This window comes from Pseudomonas soli (assembly GCF_021283165.2).
Taxonomy (GTDB): Bacteria; Pseudomonadota; Gammaproteobacteria; order Pseudomonadales; family Pseudomonadaceae; genus Aquipseudomonas; species Aquipseudomonas soli.
Genome location: NZ_CP128543.1, coordinates 1467633 through 1483728 on the forward strand (window position 1 = coordinate 1467633; position 16096 = coordinate 1483728).

The window sequence follows — 16096 nt, forward strand, 5'->3', positions numbered from 1 at the left end:
GGACTCCTGGTCTTGCTCTGCTGTGTGGCAGGCATGGCGATGGCAGAGGAAAAGAACATCCTGGTCACAAGCGGTAGCGACCGGGCAACGCCAATTGCGGTAGTGCCGTTCGGTGTCCAGGGCGGCAGCGTGCTGCCGGAAGACATGGCCGATATCATCGGCAACGACCTGCGCAACTCCGGCTACTACGCGCCGATCCCGCGGCAGAACATGATCAGCCAGCCAAGCCAGGCCAGCGAAGTGATCTTCCGTGATTGGAAAGCGCTGGGCGCCCAGTACGTCATGGTCGGCAGCATCGTGCCGGCTGGTGGTCGCCTGCAGGTGCAGTACGCCCTGTTCAATGTCGCCACCGAGCAGCAGGTCCTGACCGGCAGCGTGGCCGGTGGCGTCGACCAGCTACGCGACATGTCGCACTACATCGCCGACCAGTCGTTCGAGAAGCTCACCGGCATCAAGGGTGCGTTCTCCACCCGCATGCTGTACGTGACCGCCGAGCGCTTCTCGACCAATAACACCCGCTACACCCTGCAGCGTTCGGACTACGACGGTGCCCGTGCAGTAACCCTGCTGCAGTCGCGTGAACCGATCCTGTCGCCACGTTTCGCGCCGGATGGCAAGCGTATCGCCTATGTCTCGTTCGAGCAGAAGCGCCCGCGCATCTTCATCCAGCACATCGACACCGGTCGCCGCGAGCAGATCACCAACTTCGAAGGCCTGAACGGCGCTCCCGCCTGGTCGCCTGACGGCACCCGCCTGGCGTTCGTGCTGTCGAAAGACGGCAACCCGGACATCTATGTGATGAACGTGGCTTCGCGCCAGATCAGCCGTGTCACCGCCGGCCCAGGTATCAATACCGAGCCGTTCTGGGGCAAGGATGGCAACACCCTGTACTTCACCTCCGACCGTGGCGGCAAGCCGCAGATCTACAAACAGTCGGTCGGTGGTGGTGGTGCCGAGCGCGTGACATTCGTGGGTAACTACAACGCCAACCCGAAACTTTCGGCGGACGAAAAGACCCTGGTGATGATCCATCGCCAGCAGGGTTTCACCAACTTCAAGGTGGCCGCGCAGGACCTGCAACGTGGAAGTGTAAAGATTCTCTCCGAGACCAGTCTTGATGAGTCTCCCACTGTTGCGCCAAACGGCACCATGCTAATCTACGCCACCCGCCAGCAGGGCCGGGGAGTCTTGATGCTCGTGTCGCTTAACGGCCGCGTGAGGCTCCCGCTTCCTACCGCTCAAGGCGAAGTCAGAGAACCGTCCTGGTCCCCTTACCTGAACTGATTGCGGCGTAACACGTTTTGCTTAACACACTGGGGTTTCATTAGGAGTTTCACGATGGAAATGCTGAAGTTTGGTAAATTCGCTGCGCTGGCTCTGGCCATGGCTGTAGCTGTAGGTTGCTCCTCGAAAGGCGGCGACAACGCTGGTGAAGGCGCTGTTGATCCGAACGCTGGCTACGGTGCCAACACTGGCGCTGTCGACGGTTCCCTGAGCGAAGAAGCCGCCCTGCGCGCAATCACCACCTTCTACTTCGAATACGACAGCTCGGACCTGAAGCCAGAAGCCATGCGCGCTCTGGACGTTCACGCCAAGGACCTGAAGTCCAACGGCAACCGCGTTGTCCTGGAAGGCAACACCGACGAGCGCGGCACCCGCGAGTACAACATGGCTCTGGGTGAGCGTCGTGCCAAGGCCGTTCAGCGCTACCTGGTTCTGCAGGGCGTTTCCCCTGCTCAACTGGAACTGGTTTCCTACGGCGAAGAGCGTCCAGTTGCCACCGGCAACGACGAGCAGTCCTGGGCTCAGAACCGTCGCGTAGAACTGCGTAAGTAAGTTCCTATGCGTATGTGCCGTCGTGCTGTAACCGTCCTCGCACTCAGCCTGCCCCTTTCGGCGTGGGCTGCGGTTCCCGTAGTAGATGACAACGCGGGTGGTTATCCACCCGCGGGTTATGGCACGAGCGGCGCCTATGCCGGAGCAGGGGCTTCGGCCCCTGCTTCTGCTAATGGCCAGCTGTTCATGCAGCTGCAGCAGATGCAGGACCAGATTTCCCGCCAGCAGGGCATCATCGAAGAGCTGCAGAACGATGTGTCGCGCATGAAGCAGGAAAACCTCGAGCGCTACCAGGATCTCGACCGCCGCATCAGCAGCGGTGCCGCGCCTGCCGCGACTCCAGACAATTCTTCCACCGGTGGCGCGAACAGCGCAGCCACGGGTGCGGCCGCCGGCGCCAATGCCGCGCAGCCACCGGCCGCGAGCAGCGAGCCGGGCGATCCGGCGAAAGAGAAGCTGTATTACGACGCCGCTTTCGACCTGATCAAGCAGAAGGACTTCGACAAGGCCAGCCAGGCCTTCAACGCCTTCCTGCGCAAATACCCCAACAGTCAGTACGCCGGCAATGCCCAGTACTGGCTTGGCGAGGTCAACCTGGCCAAGGGCGACCTGCAAGGCGCCAGCCAGGCGTTCGCCGAGGTCGGCCAGAAGTACCCGAAACACAGCAAGGTGCCGGATTCGCTGTACAAGCTGGCCGACGTCGAGCGCCGCATGGGCCACACCGACAAGGTCAAGGGTATCCTGCAGCAGGTCATCACCCAGTACCCCGGCACTTCCGCCGCGCAACTGGCGCAACGCGACCTGCAAAAGCTTTGAACGATCCGTTGAAGAAGAAACCCGCGCTTGTCGCGGGTTTTTTCGTTAGAATCACGGCCCTTTTTTCGTAAACACGCTGCCGCGGATAACGCTTTGTCGAGTCCGCGACAGTGCCTGACGGAGGCGGACAGCCTGTTCAGCTGTCACGCCCGTGGCGATCATGCAAGACACATTACGCATCACCGAAGTGTTTTACTCGTTGCAGGGTGAAACGCGAACGGCCGGGCTGCCCACGGTTTTCGTGCGCCTGACCGGTTGCCCCCTGCGCTGCCAGTACTGTGACAGTGCCTATGCATTCAATGGCGGCACTATCCGCACCCTCGAGTCCATCCTAGAGCAGGTGGCCGGCTTCAAACCGCGCTATGTTTGCGTGACCGGCGGCGAGCCATTGGCACAGCCCAACGCGCTGCCTCTGCTGCAACAGCTGTGCGACGCCGGTTATGAAGTGTCGCTGGAGACCAGTGGCGCCCTCGATATAAGTGGTGTCGACACAAGGGTCAGCCGTGTGGTCGATCTCAAGACTCCAGGCTCCGAGGAGTCTCACCGCAATCGCTACGAGAATATCGAGCTGCTGACCGGCAACGATCAGGTCAAGTTCGTCATCTGTTCTCGCGAGGACTACGATTGGGCGGTTTCCAAGCTGATCCAGTACAACCTGGCCGAGCGCGCCGGTGAAGTGCTGTTTTCGCCCAGCCACCATCAGGTGAGCGCCACCGACCTGGCCGACTGGATCGTCGCCGACAACCTGCCCGTGCGCTTCCAGCTGCAGCTGCACAAGCTGCTGTGGAACGACGAACCTGGACGCTGAGGAGAAAGACATGACTGACAAACGCGCGGTAATCCTGCTGTCCGGTGGCCTGGATTCGGCCACTGTGGTAGCCATGGCCAAGGCCGACGGCTACCAGTGCTACACCATGAGCTTCGACTACGGCCAGCGCCATCGCGCCGAGCTCAACGCCGCGGCACGGGTTGCCCGTGACCTGGGCGTGGTCGAGCACAAGGTGATCGGCCTGAACCTCGATGGCATCGGTGGCTCGGCCCTGACCGACAGCAGCATCGATGTGCCTGAGGCGCCGAGCGAAGGGATCCCGGTCACCTACGTGCCGGCTCGCAACACCGTGTTCCTGTCTCTGGCGCTGGGCTGGGCGGAAGTGCTTGAAGCTCGTGACATCTTCATCGGCGTCAACGCCGTGGACTATTCCGGCTACCCGGACTGCCGCCCGGAGTTCGTCGAGGCCTTCGAGCGCATGGCCAACCTGGCTACCAAGGCCGGGGTGGAAGGGCAGGGCTTCCGTATTCAGGCGCCACTGCAGAACCTGAGCAAGGCGCAGATCGTCCAGGCGGGTATCGCCCGTGGCGTGGACTACAGTCTGACCGTTTCTTGCTACCAGGCCGATGATGACGGGCGTGCTTGCGGCAAGTGCGACAGCTGCCGCTTGCGCGCTGATGGATTCAAGGCCGCCGGCGTAGAGGACCCCACTCGGTATTTTTGAAAAAAGTTGCGATTGGGTGTTGAATTCTTCTGAGAAATCAGTAATATACGCGCCATCCAACGGGTCGTTAGCTCAGTTGGTAGAGCAGTTGGCTTTTAACCAATTGGTCGTAGGTTCGAATCCTACACGACCCACCATTATTCACAGCGGTTCGTGAGTGCTAGAGAGGGGGGCTTGCCACAGCCATGTCTAGTCTTGCAGCCGTCTGGAGCGAACCTTAGGCTCGCTTCGGCGTGATGTCAATATGGAATAGCCCGCCACTTATGGCGGGCTTTTTCGTTCCTGGGCCAAAAAACTCAATGACTTAGGGGATTTGCGGGCTGCTCACCTCCGCGAAACCTCGCTTCGCGACGTCTCCAAAACACGCGCAGCCAAAGGCATGGCGCCAGTTTCCTAGCACCAGTGACCTGGAACAGTTATGTGCTATCTGCCCTGCTTCAGCTAACCATGTAGTGGCTCATTGCCATTCGTCGGTTCAGAACTTCGGGGAGGCACGGGCGTTGTACACAGTGCCTGCGACAGCAGAATGAGATCGAGCAAAAGGTGTAGACCCTGTTGTCGATGCCATCAGGCTGAACAGAAGGCTTGGTTGAAAGAGATCTTCGGGCGGTAGCAAAGCACTGGCACAGCTCTGCCTGAACTCAATCAGCAGACGTTCTGGTGCCGAGCAGCCACCTCCTTGATCATCTTCTTCGATCGTTATTCGTCGACCAGGCTCTGTGCGGGTACCGCTTTCACCAGGACGCGAATTTGGTGCACTACATTCATCCACCCGACGTACAAGCCTCAATGCCCCCTGCTGCATGCTGCGCTCGTGCAGTACGTCTCGCATGTGGTCATAGTCGGCTTCGATGTAGCTCATAGTGGTTGCGATGTTCGAATGGTTCAGCAGGTTCTTGGTCAGGTGGATGTTTCTTTCCGGCTGCTTCATCAGATCGGTTGCAAGCGTGTGCCTGAACCGGTGCGGAGTCATCCGCACCCCGAGCCTGATGATCAGCTTCTTGTACATCGCCTCGACCTGGTCCGAGTTCATTTCATGCCGCTTGTAATGGCGGGAGAAACGATTGACGTTGAACAGCTGGTCATCGGCGGCAAAGCCCGCTCGACGAGCTTCATCGACGAGGCGCTGAATGTGCGGCGCTAGCCCATCCATGATGGGAATGCGAAACTCGCGGTGTGTTTTTTCGGTTTCGCCGCGGACGAGAACCAGCCGTCGATCCCAGTCCACATCCTTGAGCCGGATGCATAGCAGTGCATTCAGCCGTATGCCGGTGTAGTAGAACATCTCGAAAGTTGCCAGCCAGAACCACGCTGGTGTGATTCTGGCCCGGTCCCCAGTCGACTCCTCCTGGTCAGCAAGACTTCTGAGCCACCGCCTTGCACGGACGATCGCTTCGCCGGCAATGATTTTGCTCTGTCGCTTCGGTGCAATTACCGTCGTCTTCTTGAATGGGTTCACATCGGTGTTGGGAAGAATCCCGTACTCGATGCCGTACCCCCATATTGTTCGGAGGTGATTGGAGTAAGTGTTCCAGCTGCGCTTCGACAGACCTCCTTCAATCAGCTTGTTCCTTAAGGCAAGGACGTCCCGTCGATCGATGGTCTCCACATCAACAGCGTTACCGAAGTTCTTTTCCAGCTTCTTCATTGCCGCGCCGTAGATTTTCGCGCTGGCAGGCCGGAGGTCGTGATCGACGAGGTATTCCCGGAGCAATTTCTGGGGCGTCATTCAGCGGCCCCTTCCGTCACTCGTCGCAAGCTTGGGTTGTTCAGGGGCTGCTCAGCAAAGATCAGCTTCGGATCAAGAAGCAAGTAGCCCCTCAGCTGCGTGGTCTTCCGTGGGCCTACTACATCGTAGGTCCAGATGTTCAGCTGCTTGCTGGTTTTCTGGTGGCTCTTCTCTTTCTCAAATGCGCGTTGTACATGCTGCCAGGCCGCTGTCCCCGGTTTACCGACGATCCTCTCAAGCTCCGGGTGCTCAAGCACATATCGCTTGAAGATCCCAGGGGTAACGAGCATTGCTGTGTCGTCGACGGTGTGAATCAGGGCCTTGGTATCGTTGATGATCAATTTGTGGGAGGCGACCCCGGCTTTGAGCCAGGCGATGAAAGCTCCTCCCAGCGAACTACTCGTAGGCATGGTGGTGACATCTTTTATTGCAGCATTCCTTGCTGTGGCTGCTAGAGAATCGTCAGCCGGCTCTACCTCTTCGAGTCCTTGCTGAGGAGGGGAGGCGGCTGCTGAGCCTGGGCTAGCACTTAGCTCTTCTGATGGCGCAGTGATATTACTATACAGTGACAGTAATTCTTCGCGCTCAGATGATCGGATCCCTTCGGTTGGAGTTGGCTGGACTAGGGCTCGAGGTCGTGCCGGCGGTTGAGTTGCATCGCCCGAGGGGGCGACTGGCTCATCCGGTACCGCACAGACGGTTTCCGCACTGGTGCCCGCCTGCGCGACTGTCTCCGGTTCCTGGTCCAGGGTGAGGCTGCCACCGTATAGAGGGGGGCGTTCGTCCGGATTCGGCCAGACGAGTACCGGCGAGACCTTTAAGAAGGTGAAGCTGTTCTTCCAACCGCGGCCGTTATCGATGGTGGCTTTCCAGATCGCCTTATCCTGGGCATTGGTCTGGATGATTGCCTGGTCCTGCAGCATGTTGAAGAACGGAGCATTGGAGGTTGGCACTCCCTCAATACCCTGGGTCAGCAAGTATGCCCGGAGCTGGTCTGCTGCTGGCTTACTCACCAGCCAAAGCGCATCTTGCGTCAGCCAACCATCTGCCGGTCCATCTGGCTGATTGAGCTTGAGTTTTTCTCGCACCAGGAATCGCAGACCGTCGGCCAGTTGTCGCTGCAGCGATTGCTTTGGGGCCGCCAGCGCGCGTTCAGGATTGCCTCCCAGTTGCTGGGCAACGGAAGCTTTATCCGCCTGGATCACCATTTCGCCGAGGATGCCGGCGTGCTCGTACTGGCCGGCGAGAAGGTAGATCAGTTGCTTCCATAATTCAGGGAAACCGCTGAGCCAGTCCAGGATTCCGGTGTCCAGGACTTGCATGTACACAAGAGCTGAAGCAGCCCCGTGCAGTTGGTACTCCCTACCTTTCACATACTTGAACCGGTAGGGGCGGTTGATCGGGCCGTGCCATGGGTGCCATGCGCGGCCATCTTCGAGCTCGACGCGGAGGTCAACAGCGATCTTCCCCAAGTCGTGTAGCAACGCGCCGTAGGCGGCCGCTGCAGTCCAGGCTTCTGCTTGAGCGGATTGGGACTCCGGTGGAGCGCCTATTGGCAGAAGGTGCGTCTGCCGGATCTTTAGGGCATAGGCCACGATCTCCAGGCCGTGGTCCAGGAGTCCGCCAAGGTGGGCATGGTGATGGTTTTCAGAGGCAGGGAGCAGCTGCACCAGCTCAGCGTAGCGCTCGAGCGGTTTAAGGTAGAGGGTATTGAACTGAGCTCGTGAGAGCGAAGCCCGGCGCCAGATGTTCTCCAGGAGCTGCTGACGGAGTGGGCTCTGCAGGAGAGCAGTAGCCTTCGCCGGCAGATGGAAGCCCTGTGGTGAGGCTTCTGGTGTTGGTTTAGCCGGTTTGCGGCTCAACCAGGAGAGGAGTTGCATAGGGTGCTCCATGGGGTGTGCATGGAGCGGGCTTTTCTCTTAATGCCAAGATGGCATCAACGGTAAAGCGAATTCCGAGGGGAACGGATTTCTTGGCAGATGGCCATCATTCGGGAGGGTAGAGGGTCACGTTGTCCCCCTCTACGACGATGGTGTGCCCGGAGCTACCCAGCCCAAATTCGTTTCTTGAGCCATTAAACGTTCCAGATGGTGTGTTAAAAGTGAAATTTTCAAATATTACGTATTGATAGACGTTGAAGCCCGAACCGTAAAGGCCATCCTTTCCTCTTGGATACTCTTTGAATTGAACATTGTTGTACTCGGGTTTCAGTAGGCTAACAAATGCTTTTTCGGCATCTGCTATAGTGCGCGAGCTATTAATATCCAAAACCATGTCATCCATTTCATCCTCAGGCGCCCATGTCTGAATAATAAGTGGATCAATGTCGAAGAAGAATAATACGATTTCGTCTGAAACTCGATTCGATGGGGTTGGGTAGCGAATCTGTTCTTCTGTAAGGATCTCAACACGACCTTGATGAGCTTTATTTAGCAGTCGCTCGAAACTATCCTGCTTGTTTGCTATCCCAACATAAAGTAGGTCGTAGTTGCAAACAATGGCGTGATTGTTGAATCCTTGTAAGTTTGGGTTCCCCCTAGATTTTTCCCAGTATACTGAATCGGGGGTATACCAGGTGTGTGAGTGCATCTTCTCACCAGGACCTGGACGGTTGTGTCCGATCTGAATTATTTGGTCGTCCCAGGCCGCATGTACCGCTCCCCCAAGGGGTACATTTGCTTGCAGATTAATATAGCCCCAGTCAACTGTCTCTCCTGCTAACTTAATTTCTATCCGGGCAATGTCATTTACTGTGTCGACGATTCGTACATCGCCAAACTCTGTCCGTGGCCTAGCCCCGATCATGTATAACTTGCTACGTTTAAGCTTTGCGGCGAAAGCTGCATTTGCTTCGTCTCTAAAGTCCTTGCTCATGCTGTTTATGAACGGGGGGTGTACCGTCGCAAGGCGGACCATTTTCCCTAAGAAACTCATCGACTAACTCCTTGACGCCCTTTCAGTTTTTGGGCCCTTTCAGGTAAGGCTTTTACCCTTGTGATCCATTCCATTATCCATTCAAGCCCATTTTCTGTTGAGCCATTTACCCTTTACTGCTGATGCAGGTGTTTCAAATTCTGTGCGACCTCCATAGCATCGTGGAGGACTCGTAGTATCTCAACGATTTGATCTGTCCCAGCTCGGTAGAACACGATATGTCGAGGTCTAATCACGCGGCCGTCAGTCATCTGCAGCACGTTGAATGACAGATGCAGGCTACGAAGGCCCGGGGAAAGCTCATCACGCATTTTGCTGTCTACCGGCGTCGGCTGTTCAGCTAGGGCGAGGAACGTCTGCTGTAGCAGGTCTTGATACCGACTCCTGACGGACTGACCGAGCCTCACCTCAGTGAAGCGAAGCGTATCGGCGATGTCGATGCATGCCTGGGGGGACATGCGAACCATGGCCCTACTCATGCTTTTCGCCCGCCAGTCTTCCAAGATTATTGAGGTAGGCTGCCAGATTGGCCGGATCGATTTCATCGTATTGGCCTGCTTCGACCTGCATGATGCCCACTGATGTTGCGTTGCGCAGCGCTTCGAGTCTGGCTGCCTCAGCTGCTTCATGCTCAAGCAGCATCCGGATGCCTGCACGCACGACCTCGCTGAAGTTCTGGTAACGACCCGTGCTGACTAGGTCATCAATGGACTGCTCCATTGGCTGTGGAACGACGACATTGTGGGTGGCCATGGATGTGAACCTGATGAGTGGTGATGGCGTTTTATGCCATACCCCTTGCGAAAATGCCAAAGCTGTCGTATATCTGATGGCAAGATGCTCTCATAGGGCAAGGAGATTGAATCATGACTGCAGCCGCCAAACACTCGATTGCCTTCCGCTTAGGCCGGGCCCTGGGAGGTGTGGCGCGCTTCTGCATGCATGACTTGAATCCGACAGTCCGTTGGGTTAAGCGGGTAGTCCTCGCCATGGTAATTGCGCTCATTTTAGCCAACTCGATAAGCTGGCTTATGTCGGTGCTGCTGACGGTCATTTCACTTGCTCTCGGCCTGTACGCACTTTCCAAAGCTGACCTGGATAAGGTTGATATGTTCTCCGAGGATAAAGAAGCCCCCTATGGTCGGGACGGAGTTATGGGCTGCCCTCTCAATATGTGGGGCGAGCGTACTGACGGTCTTGATCGGGATCTTCCTTGAAAAGCTTGGTCTCAGTAAAGGACCAAGCTTTTATCAACGCTACTGCCCACCGATTGACTTCACTGCCTTCTGAGCCATTTGTCCCCCTTCGCTGCCAGCTTTTCCTACAGCGTCGGTTCCTTTGGTTAGACCGTTAAGGATCGTCCCTGTTTGCACTCCAGCCCAGCCGAGAGCAACTATCCAGAAGGTCGGGAGGATGATGAACATCGAACCCATGACGAAGTTCAGAATCGCGTCTTGAGTGGTGGTGTTCAAGCCCATCACTGGATCAAAGGATAGGTGTGGTGAGCCCGAACCATACAAAACGTCGATGATTGTGCTGTCGACCCATCTTGCCAGTTGGAACCAAAAGTCTACAAATATTAACGCGAACATTGTTACTGACATGGTCATGGCAACTTTCAGTTGATACGCACCGATTATCAGCACCAGTGGAATGCTGATGACCATGGCCATCTTGAGGAAGGCCACTACCATCGGTAAGGCTTGGCGCACCATGTCCATCGCCGGGAAGAAGGCCAGCGACCCGACGGCGACCCCCAATGTTCCGCCTGCACGTGCAAGGCCGTTCCAGACGGTTCCATCGACCTGTCCACCATAATCGGTGTAGACGTCGCCGTTGACCTGGCTAGAAGGCGACACGAGCTGGCGAATCATCGAGTCGGTGACTTCCTCCTGGGACAGCCACTTTGCCCACCCGAGGAACTGGTTCAGCAAACTAGGATCGACTTGGGCTTTCAGTCGGTCCCGCAGGCCGATGTTCCCGTCAGACCACCACTGTTTGCAAGTGGGATACCCACCACCACCGGTAACCTGGGGCATGCCATCATCTCGTTTCGTGTCATACGGCCAGGATGTACGGGGTGTTCTGGAGTAATCCGTGTCGTAGTAACCAGCCGTGTTCAGCAGGTAGTGGGACCCGATCCAGTTCAGGTCCTGTAGGGCCTTCTGGTCTTTGGCGATCGACCCAATGTCGGGCTGACGCATGAACAGGCGCGCGCGGGAAGGGCCGAAGCAATCATGGGTGAAGTCTGCCACCTCCTGCGCGAGCAGAGGATTGCCGATCCTCATCGCGTCGACCTCCATGCGCATTTGCCTGAGATCTGTACCGCAGGGGATTGCTGCAACAGCGCCGCTATTCAACCCCTTGGACAGCGCGTGTACGAGCGCCCACCACACCGGCACCTTCGCGCTCTTGCCGGCCAACGAGCTGAAGGTGGTGTTCCAGCCTGTCTCCGAGGGCGCCGGCGTCAGTACCTGGCACTGCTTCCCTCGCGCCTGGTCGAACTGCAGAGTGTCAAATCCCACGGAGATGGCTGGCACAGCACACAGTGAAACAACCACATACCCAACGTACAGCTGGGTTTCAATGCGAGCCAGGGACAGCACCCCCTTGTTGCCCTCGTCAGCGCCTTCTCCTCGGACTTTGATCCACTCACGGGCCACGATGATGATAAAGGGCAGGGCGAAAAGGCCCGTGTCCGAAATCATGTCCCAGATCCCGTTGTTGATGATCCACCCTACCAGGGTGAGGTAATACTCGAGGTAGTCGTTCGTATAGAGCGTCATAGGACCTCCGACCAGGTGATTGGCGCCTTCGAGATCTCGATGATCACGAACAACAGGAGTACCAGGAACTCGATCCGCTGAACCCCCTTGGACGACTGATCTTCGTCGCTCCCAGGCAGACGCGCCTTGAGCTTCACCCACGCGAAGACGATGCTGCCATAGAGGGCGAGTCGCCATAGCAACAGTGGCAGGTAATTGCCCTCACGCCACTTCAACCAGGTGTCGAACACGCCCAGATGATTGACCGCGATGACGCCGAGCAACACGCTCAGCAACAGCATCACCACGCTCAATAACACGCCTCCCAGGAGGACTTTGAGGGGGTGGGCTTTTTTCTCGACATCTTCCGCCATGGTCACTCCTTGCCGGCAGGCTTCTGCAGCTGAATCAGGCGATCCTGTTCAGGCGCCGCTTCGTAGATCGAGCGGGAACTTTCGGCGCGCGACTTGCTGCGCTCGATGATCTTCATCGGAGAGTTGTTGGCGAGCTGCTGCCGCATGTCGAGCTCGGTCTTGAGGTTGGTGATGAGTTGCTGAAGCGTGTCGACCTGGCCGAGTGTGGCCTCAACGGCGAGCTTGTTCGCATTCACGTTGGGTTCCTTGCTGCCTGTAATCAGCATGCGCTGCAGCAGCAGACCTTTCTCCAGGACATCAGCCAAGGCGACCTCGGATGCCAGGCGGGAGGCCAACACCGCCTGATCCCGCTCGTCACGAAGGGCAGTAACTACGCCGCGGGTAATGGGGAGGGAGTCACTGCTTGCTTCACGCAGCTTCTCGGAGGTGATCTGGGTCCCGGGCTTCAAGAGCTCCTGCAGGGCCGCGAGCTTCTTGTCGTATGTTTCCTGGATCAGCGGGGTCAAGCCCACACCCGGAGTCGATGTAGTCGTGCATCCTTCACAGGTCTGTAGCTGCTGTTCACCCAGGACCCGGTTTGCGAACTGGGCGGCTTCGGCCGGAGACTCCCAACTGCCGCATACCAGTCCATTGGAGCAGCTGGACTGCGGGATGCTCGAGGTGTCCTGAGCTGCGCGATTGTTGAGGAGGTTGTAGCCTGCTTTGGCAACATCCCCAACCACTTTGATGGGCTGCTGCCCATTGCCACCGGCCTGTTTACCGCCGACCCAAGTCACGCCGTTCGATCCTGGTGCTTGCTCGACCTTGTCGACCACTGCCACGGCATCGTTGCTCGATGCCAGGGCTTGCCCCATCTTCTGACCTTCGGCAACCTTGCCCCACCCCATCTGGCCGCCGGCAATGTCGGCCATCCGTTCGGCCATCGCCCTGCAGGTTCCCTTCGATCGGTCGTAGTCGAGGCGCGCCTGCAGGATCCCGTTGGTCAGCAGGTTGTAGAGGGCGGGATTTGCCCGCTGCAGGATCAGTGCCGGCAACGACGTGACAGCGCCGGTCGCGTTCTGGATGACGCTGCCCATGATCTGTTGGAAGCCCTGTGTTGCGCCGTTCAGCTGGTTCTGCAGGGTGTTGCTGAGGTCCATGTTTCCGCAGACCAGGTTGTTCTGCCAGCCGGCGCCGACGGTGATGCTTTCCATCTGGCCAGCGCTGCCCATCTGGACAGCGCTGCCGCCGCCGATACTGTAGAGCACGTCGTCCCCGATCACGCTGCCCTGGGACTCCACCTTGATTGGGTCGGCGGCCTCAGCCATACACCAGGTACTGCCCATGCCAGTAGCGAGAATGATGGCGATGGTAAATTTGTTCATATAGCTCTCCAGGTCTTATCTCATTGGAAGTCAGTGCTTCCCAGGAAGGTCTGGCCTTTGCGCTGGCAGCATGAATAGGGCCGCCACAGGGCCCAGGCATAGGCTTCGTCGACTGCATCGGCATTCGGGCCAGGGGAGGGGAACACGGCGCAGGTAGGGCTGATGGTTGGCGTCAGCTCCTGCCACTTGCCTGTGCTGGCATCACCTTCTTTCAGTTCCCCGGCAGGCCAGTAGCCAGGCTCCGGCAGGGAGCGCATAGGCAGGTATACGTGGGGTTGTCCTACCCGCGTCGTGATGTCACCGGCACGCTGGGCGATGACTGCACCGGCCTTGAAGTCGTCGACCTGGTGGATGAACCCGCTCCGTGGGTAGACGCTCCCCCACATGTCGGCCGAGAGAAGTCCACCGACCTCCCGCATGCCGGGGATCAGGGCCTCTGGATAGACGGATTCGGGAACCCCGTACCGCCATGCGAGGGTGTCCAGGGTGCTGAGCATGTAGGGCACGTAGGGGGTCGTCGCGCCGTGGCAGGAATAGCCAAAAGAGCTTACAAATCGGCTGAATACCGCAGCTCCAGGGTGGCCGATGACGTCAGCCTCCTTGAACTTGGTGATGTTGTTCTCGGCGTTGTGGTTGGTAGTCCCATCATTACCGGCTTGCGCCGTCGCATTCGGCGCCCCCATGGGGCTTACCTCTGTCCACGGATTCCCCCCTGTGTTGGCATAGGCGGATACCACTGCGTCCGGAATGTAGTGCCGGACTTTGGTTGAGGTTTTGACCGTGCAGCCAACGGGTGTGCAGAGCAGCCAGTAGCAGATGCCGACTACTTTGTATTCCAAGCAGGTAGGCGAGGTGGTGGAGGCGAGAATCGCCGCTGAGCTGATGGCCGCGTAGGCTGAGAAAGGTAGCGCCGAGGTTAGAAGCCCAGCCAAGGTGAGTCGCGAGATTCGTCTCATCATCGTCCCCTTGCCTGGTTGATTGCCTGAATGGCAGCAGCCACGTCGGGTTGGCCGTAGATCACAAACCGGCGATCGACAACGACTGCCGGCACCTTCGAGACCCCAACACTCCAGGCATCGGCATTGCCCTGCTGAGCGGCAGCTAGCTGTTGCATAAGGGCAGCTCCGGCCGGCGTGCCCATTAGTTGCCTAGCGGCGAGCGCGGCTTGGTGCGGGTTGGGTGGTAGCTTCCTGGACAACTGCTCCTCGATGCGCTGTTGATCATCGAGCTTGATGACACGCACATCTGCCGGTACGGAGGTGAGTGGGTGCGCCGCGTCTGTGATGGCCCAGGTCTCGGCATGCGCGGTACCGGTGGCCAGCGCGGCGACGAACAACGGGATCACTCGCGATGAAGGCGGGGGGATATTGAACATGAGGCTGCACCTGAAGTGGGGACGGGTACAGGAAAACGGATCGGCCCGCCAGGCGCAGTAGGAAATAGATATCTGACGGTACTTGGATTTCTCGGTGAATCCCCACACGGGCGTAAGCGAGGCGTTTTCGGTCTGGCAGACTCGTTGAGGTGACTCCATACTGCCCGGATCAGCACTTACACTGGAACGGACATGCGCAAAAGAGGACAAGTATTCTGGGAGTGGGCGGATCCCGATCTGCACTTCAGGAACTTCGATGAGCGGATGGCCGACGGCTCCCTCATTAACATTCAGGTGCGGGTCTCTCGCGAGCACCTGACTCAGCTATTTCTCGGTATCTATGCTCTGGATGGAAAGCTTTTGCTCGAAGAGGGCCATATGGACTGCAAAGGGCAGACTATGACGGCTGCGATGACCTGGGCCCTTAAACGCGCTCATTCTTGGATTGAGAGCGATAAACTCGCCAACCGATAAGCGGTTGATGGCGCTCAGGTGGCACTGGAGTATTTTCTATACCGGTTTGACGCAAGGAGGCAGGCTGGTGAAGGACGCCATACCCACCAACCAAGAAGTGGCGGCCATTCTTGGGATTGATGAGGCATCGGTTGAGAAGTTTCGGCAGGAGACCCATCGCCTGCAGGATGGCGCGTGGCTGGTGCAGTTTGCCTATTGGATGCCTCAGGAACTGCGTCAGGGTCTCACCGGTAGTTTCACGCTGACCATCACACTTCCTCCAGATCCTCATGATCGTCGAGAGCGTGAGTGAGTTGTGGGTATCCGGTCGCTGATGCCCAAGTCACTGCGGCGGATGATCGGTTTCGAAGTATTACTGCCTCCATGACATCCCGCTGCAGTTCACAAATATCGTTGTTGAGTTGCGTCACGGAGGCCGACAAGCCGACGGCATCGTGTGAGTCGGATAGCTGCTGATAGAGCTTTTCAAGTTGAACACTCAAAAAGCTGTGTCTACTGGCGAAACCTTGTAGTTCCATCATCCCGTTCACCTCCACAATCACACCGACAGAGACTGGGCGAAGGGAAGTCCGTTCCCCTCGGATCTCAGGTCGTTACAAGAATGTGAACTAGTCGAACCATTCCTCGTCACCTGGATCAAGTTCTTCCAGGTTCATATCGAGCTGCAGCTCGATCACGGTCCCGGGCGCTGGGGCATACCAGTCGACTATTACGAACCGACCTTTGCCTGTGGTCGCGTCATAGTCCATGAGCACGCAGTCGTCGTTCCACTCCTGGAGAGCCCAGCTCAGCTCATCGTGTGAGGGGAATTCTTCCCCGGTCGACTCAAGCTGAAACCATCCATGGCCAGAGCCTGCGCTTGGGAAGAACCTGCTTGGTAGATTGCTTTCTTCGTCATTATTGTCGATGCGGGAGACCGTGATCTTGATCATTACC

General features: G+C 57.8%; 19 protein-coding genes and 1 tRNA gene. 9 read left to right on the forward strand and 11 right to left on the reverse strand.

Features of this window, described 5'->3' with window-relative positions:
* Window positions 1-33 precede the first annotated feature (33 nt).
* The 6 genes from tolB to LU688_RS06855 all read left to right on the forward strand — a co-directional run bounded on the left by tolB (window position 34) and on the right by LU688_RS06855 (window position 4282).
* Entirely contained in the window at window positions 34-1284 is a 1251-nt protein-coding gene (gene tolB, locus LU688_RS06830; protein ID WP_201754910.1) for a Tol-Pal system beta propeller repeat protein TolB, read from the forward strand.
* Window positions 1285-1338: 54 nt separating this feature from the next.
* Window positions 1339-1836 (forward strand): peptidoglycan-associated lipoprotein Pal, encoded by a 498-nt coding sequence (gene pal / locus LU688_RS06835; protein WP_008090230.1) that lies wholly within the window; start codon window positions 1339-1341, stop codon window positions 1834-1836.
* 6 nt (window positions 1837-1842) lie between these two features.
* Window positions 1843-2652 carry a tol-pal system protein YbgF gene (ybgF, locus tag LU688_RS06840; RefSeq protein WP_023628691.1) on the forward strand — a complete coding sequence of 270 codons (810 nt, stop codon included), beginning with the start codon at window positions 1843-1845 and terminating at the stop codon, window positions 2650-2652.
* A 160-nt stretch (window positions 2653-2812) separates the two neighbouring features.
* Entirely contained in the window at window positions 2813-3460 is a 648-nt protein-coding gene (queE, locus tag LU688_RS06845; RefSeq protein WP_094010354.1) for a 7-carboxy-7-deazaguanine synthase QueE, read from the forward strand.
* 10 nt (window positions 3461-3470) lie between these two features.
* The gene (queC, locus tag LU688_RS06850) at window positions 3471-4145 is read left to right on the forward strand and encodes a 7-cyano-7-deazaguanine synthase QueC (RefSeq protein ID WP_050704481.1); all 675 of its coding nucleotides are present in this window, start codon (window positions 3471-3473) and stop codon (window positions 4143-4145) included.
* A gap of 61 nt (window positions 4146-4206) precedes the next feature.
* Window positions 4207-4282: transfer RNA gene (locus LU688_RS06855), tRNA-Lys, on the forward strand.
* 338 nt (window positions 4283-4620) lie between these two features.
* Here LU688_RS06855 and LU688_RS06860 read toward each other — a convergent pair.
* From LU688_RS06860 to LU688_RS06880, 5 genes are all read right to left on the reverse strand, one after another.
* A complete protein-coding gene (locus tag LU688_RS06860; protein WP_023628688.1) occupies window positions 4621-5874 on the reverse strand; it encodes a site-specific integrase in 1254 nt (417 codons plus the stop codon).
* Window positions 5871-7766: a MobH family relaxase gene (mobH, locus tag LU688_RS06865; RefSeq protein WP_028690576.1), complete on the reverse strand. Its 1896-nt coding sequence runs from the start codon at window positions 7764-7766 to the stop codon at window positions 5871-5873. The genes LU688_RS06860 and mobH overlap by 4 nt, the downstream gene beginning before the upstream one ends.
* 94 nt (window positions 7767-7860) lie before the next feature.
* On the reverse strand, window positions 7861-8808 hold the full coding sequence (locus LU688_RS06870; protein WP_023628686.1) for a hypothetical protein: 948 nt from the start codon (window positions 8806-8808) through the stop codon (window positions 7861-7863).
* A 113-nt stretch (window positions 8809-8921) separates the two neighbouring features.
* Window positions 8922-9353: a type II toxin-antitoxin system RelE/ParE family toxin gene (locus LU688_RS06875; RefSeq protein ID WP_306277862.1), complete on the reverse strand. Its 432-nt coding sequence runs from the start codon at window positions 9351-9353 to the stop codon at window positions 8922-8924.
* On the reverse strand, window positions 9280-9561 hold the full coding sequence (locus LU688_RS06880) for a type II toxin-antitoxin system ParD family antitoxin (protein ID WP_070086529.1): 282 nt from the start codon (window positions 9559-9561) through the stop codon (window positions 9280-9282). Before LU688_RS06880 ends, LU688_RS06875 begins: the two co-directional genes overlap by 74 nt.
* Window positions 9562-9674: 113 nt before the next feature.
* Between LU688_RS06880 and LU688_RS06885 the strand changes: the two genes are divergently transcribed.
* On the forward strand, window positions 9675-10025 hold the full coding sequence (locus LU688_RS06885; protein ID WP_023628683.1) for a hypothetical protein: 351 nt from the start codon (window positions 9675-9677) through the stop codon (window positions 10023-10025).
* Between the two features lie 39 nt (window positions 10026-10064).
* Here the strand turns inward: LU688_RS06885 and LU688_RS06890 are convergent, their stop codons facing one another.
* The 5 genes from LU688_RS06890 to LU688_RS06910 are packed head-to-tail and all read right to left on the reverse strand — an operon-like array spanning window position 10065 to window position 14686.
* The gene (locus tag LU688_RS06890; RefSeq protein ID WP_023628682.1) at window positions 10065-11594 is read right to left on the reverse strand and encodes a conjugal transfer protein TraG N-terminal domain-containing protein; all 1530 of its coding nucleotides are present in this window, start codon (window positions 11592-11594) and stop codon (window positions 10065-10067) included.
* Complete coding sequence (locus LU688_RS06895; RefSeq protein ID WP_023628681.1) at window positions 11591-11947, reverse strand: hypothetical protein; 357 nt, start codon at window positions 11945-11947, stop codon at window positions 11591-11593. Before LU688_RS06895 ends, LU688_RS06890 begins: the two co-directional genes overlap by 4 nt.
* A 2-nt stretch (window positions 11948-11949) precedes the next feature.
* Complete coding sequence (locus LU688_RS06900; RefSeq protein WP_023628680.1) at window positions 11950-13311, reverse strand: integrating conjugative element protein; 1362 nt, start codon at window positions 13309-13311, stop codon at window positions 11950-11952.
* Between the two features lie 20 nt (window positions 13312-13331).
* Window positions 13332-14267, reverse strand: coding sequence for a TIGR03756 family integrating conjugative element protein (locus LU688_RS06905; protein ID WP_038707443.1), 936 nt, complete (start codon window positions 14265-14267; stop codon window positions 13332-13334).
* Window positions 14267-14686: a TIGR03757 family integrating conjugative element protein gene (locus tag LU688_RS06910; RefSeq protein WP_023628678.1), complete on the reverse strand. Its 420-nt coding sequence runs from the start codon at window positions 14684-14686 to the stop codon at window positions 14267-14269. Before LU688_RS06910 ends, LU688_RS06905 begins: the two co-directional genes overlap by 1 nt.
* 192 nt (window positions 14687-14878) lie before the next feature.
* On the opposite strand from LU688_RS06910, the gene LU688_RS06915 reads away from it, so the two are divergent.
* Both LU688_RS06915 and LU688_RS06920 read left to right on the forward strand, forming a co-directional pair.
* Window positions 14879-15160: a hypothetical protein gene (locus tag LU688_RS06915; protein WP_023628677.1), complete on the forward strand. Its 282-nt coding sequence runs from the start codon at window positions 14879-14881 to the stop codon at window positions 15158-15160.
* A 67-nt stretch (window positions 15161-15227) separates the two neighbouring features.
* Window positions 15228-15452: a hypothetical protein gene (locus LU688_RS06920; RefSeq protein WP_038705586.1), complete on the forward strand. Its 225-nt coding sequence runs from the start codon at window positions 15228-15230 to the stop codon at window positions 15450-15452.
* Between the two features lie 316 nt (window positions 15453-15768).
* Here the strand turns inward: LU688_RS06920 and LU688_RS06925 are convergent, their stop codons facing one another.
* Window positions 15769-16092: a hypothetical protein gene (locus LU688_RS06925; RefSeq protein ID WP_023628675.1), complete on the reverse strand. Its 324-nt coding sequence runs from the start codon at window positions 16090-16092 to the stop codon at window positions 15769-15771.
* Between the last annotated feature and the right edge of the window lie 4 nt (window positions 16093-16096).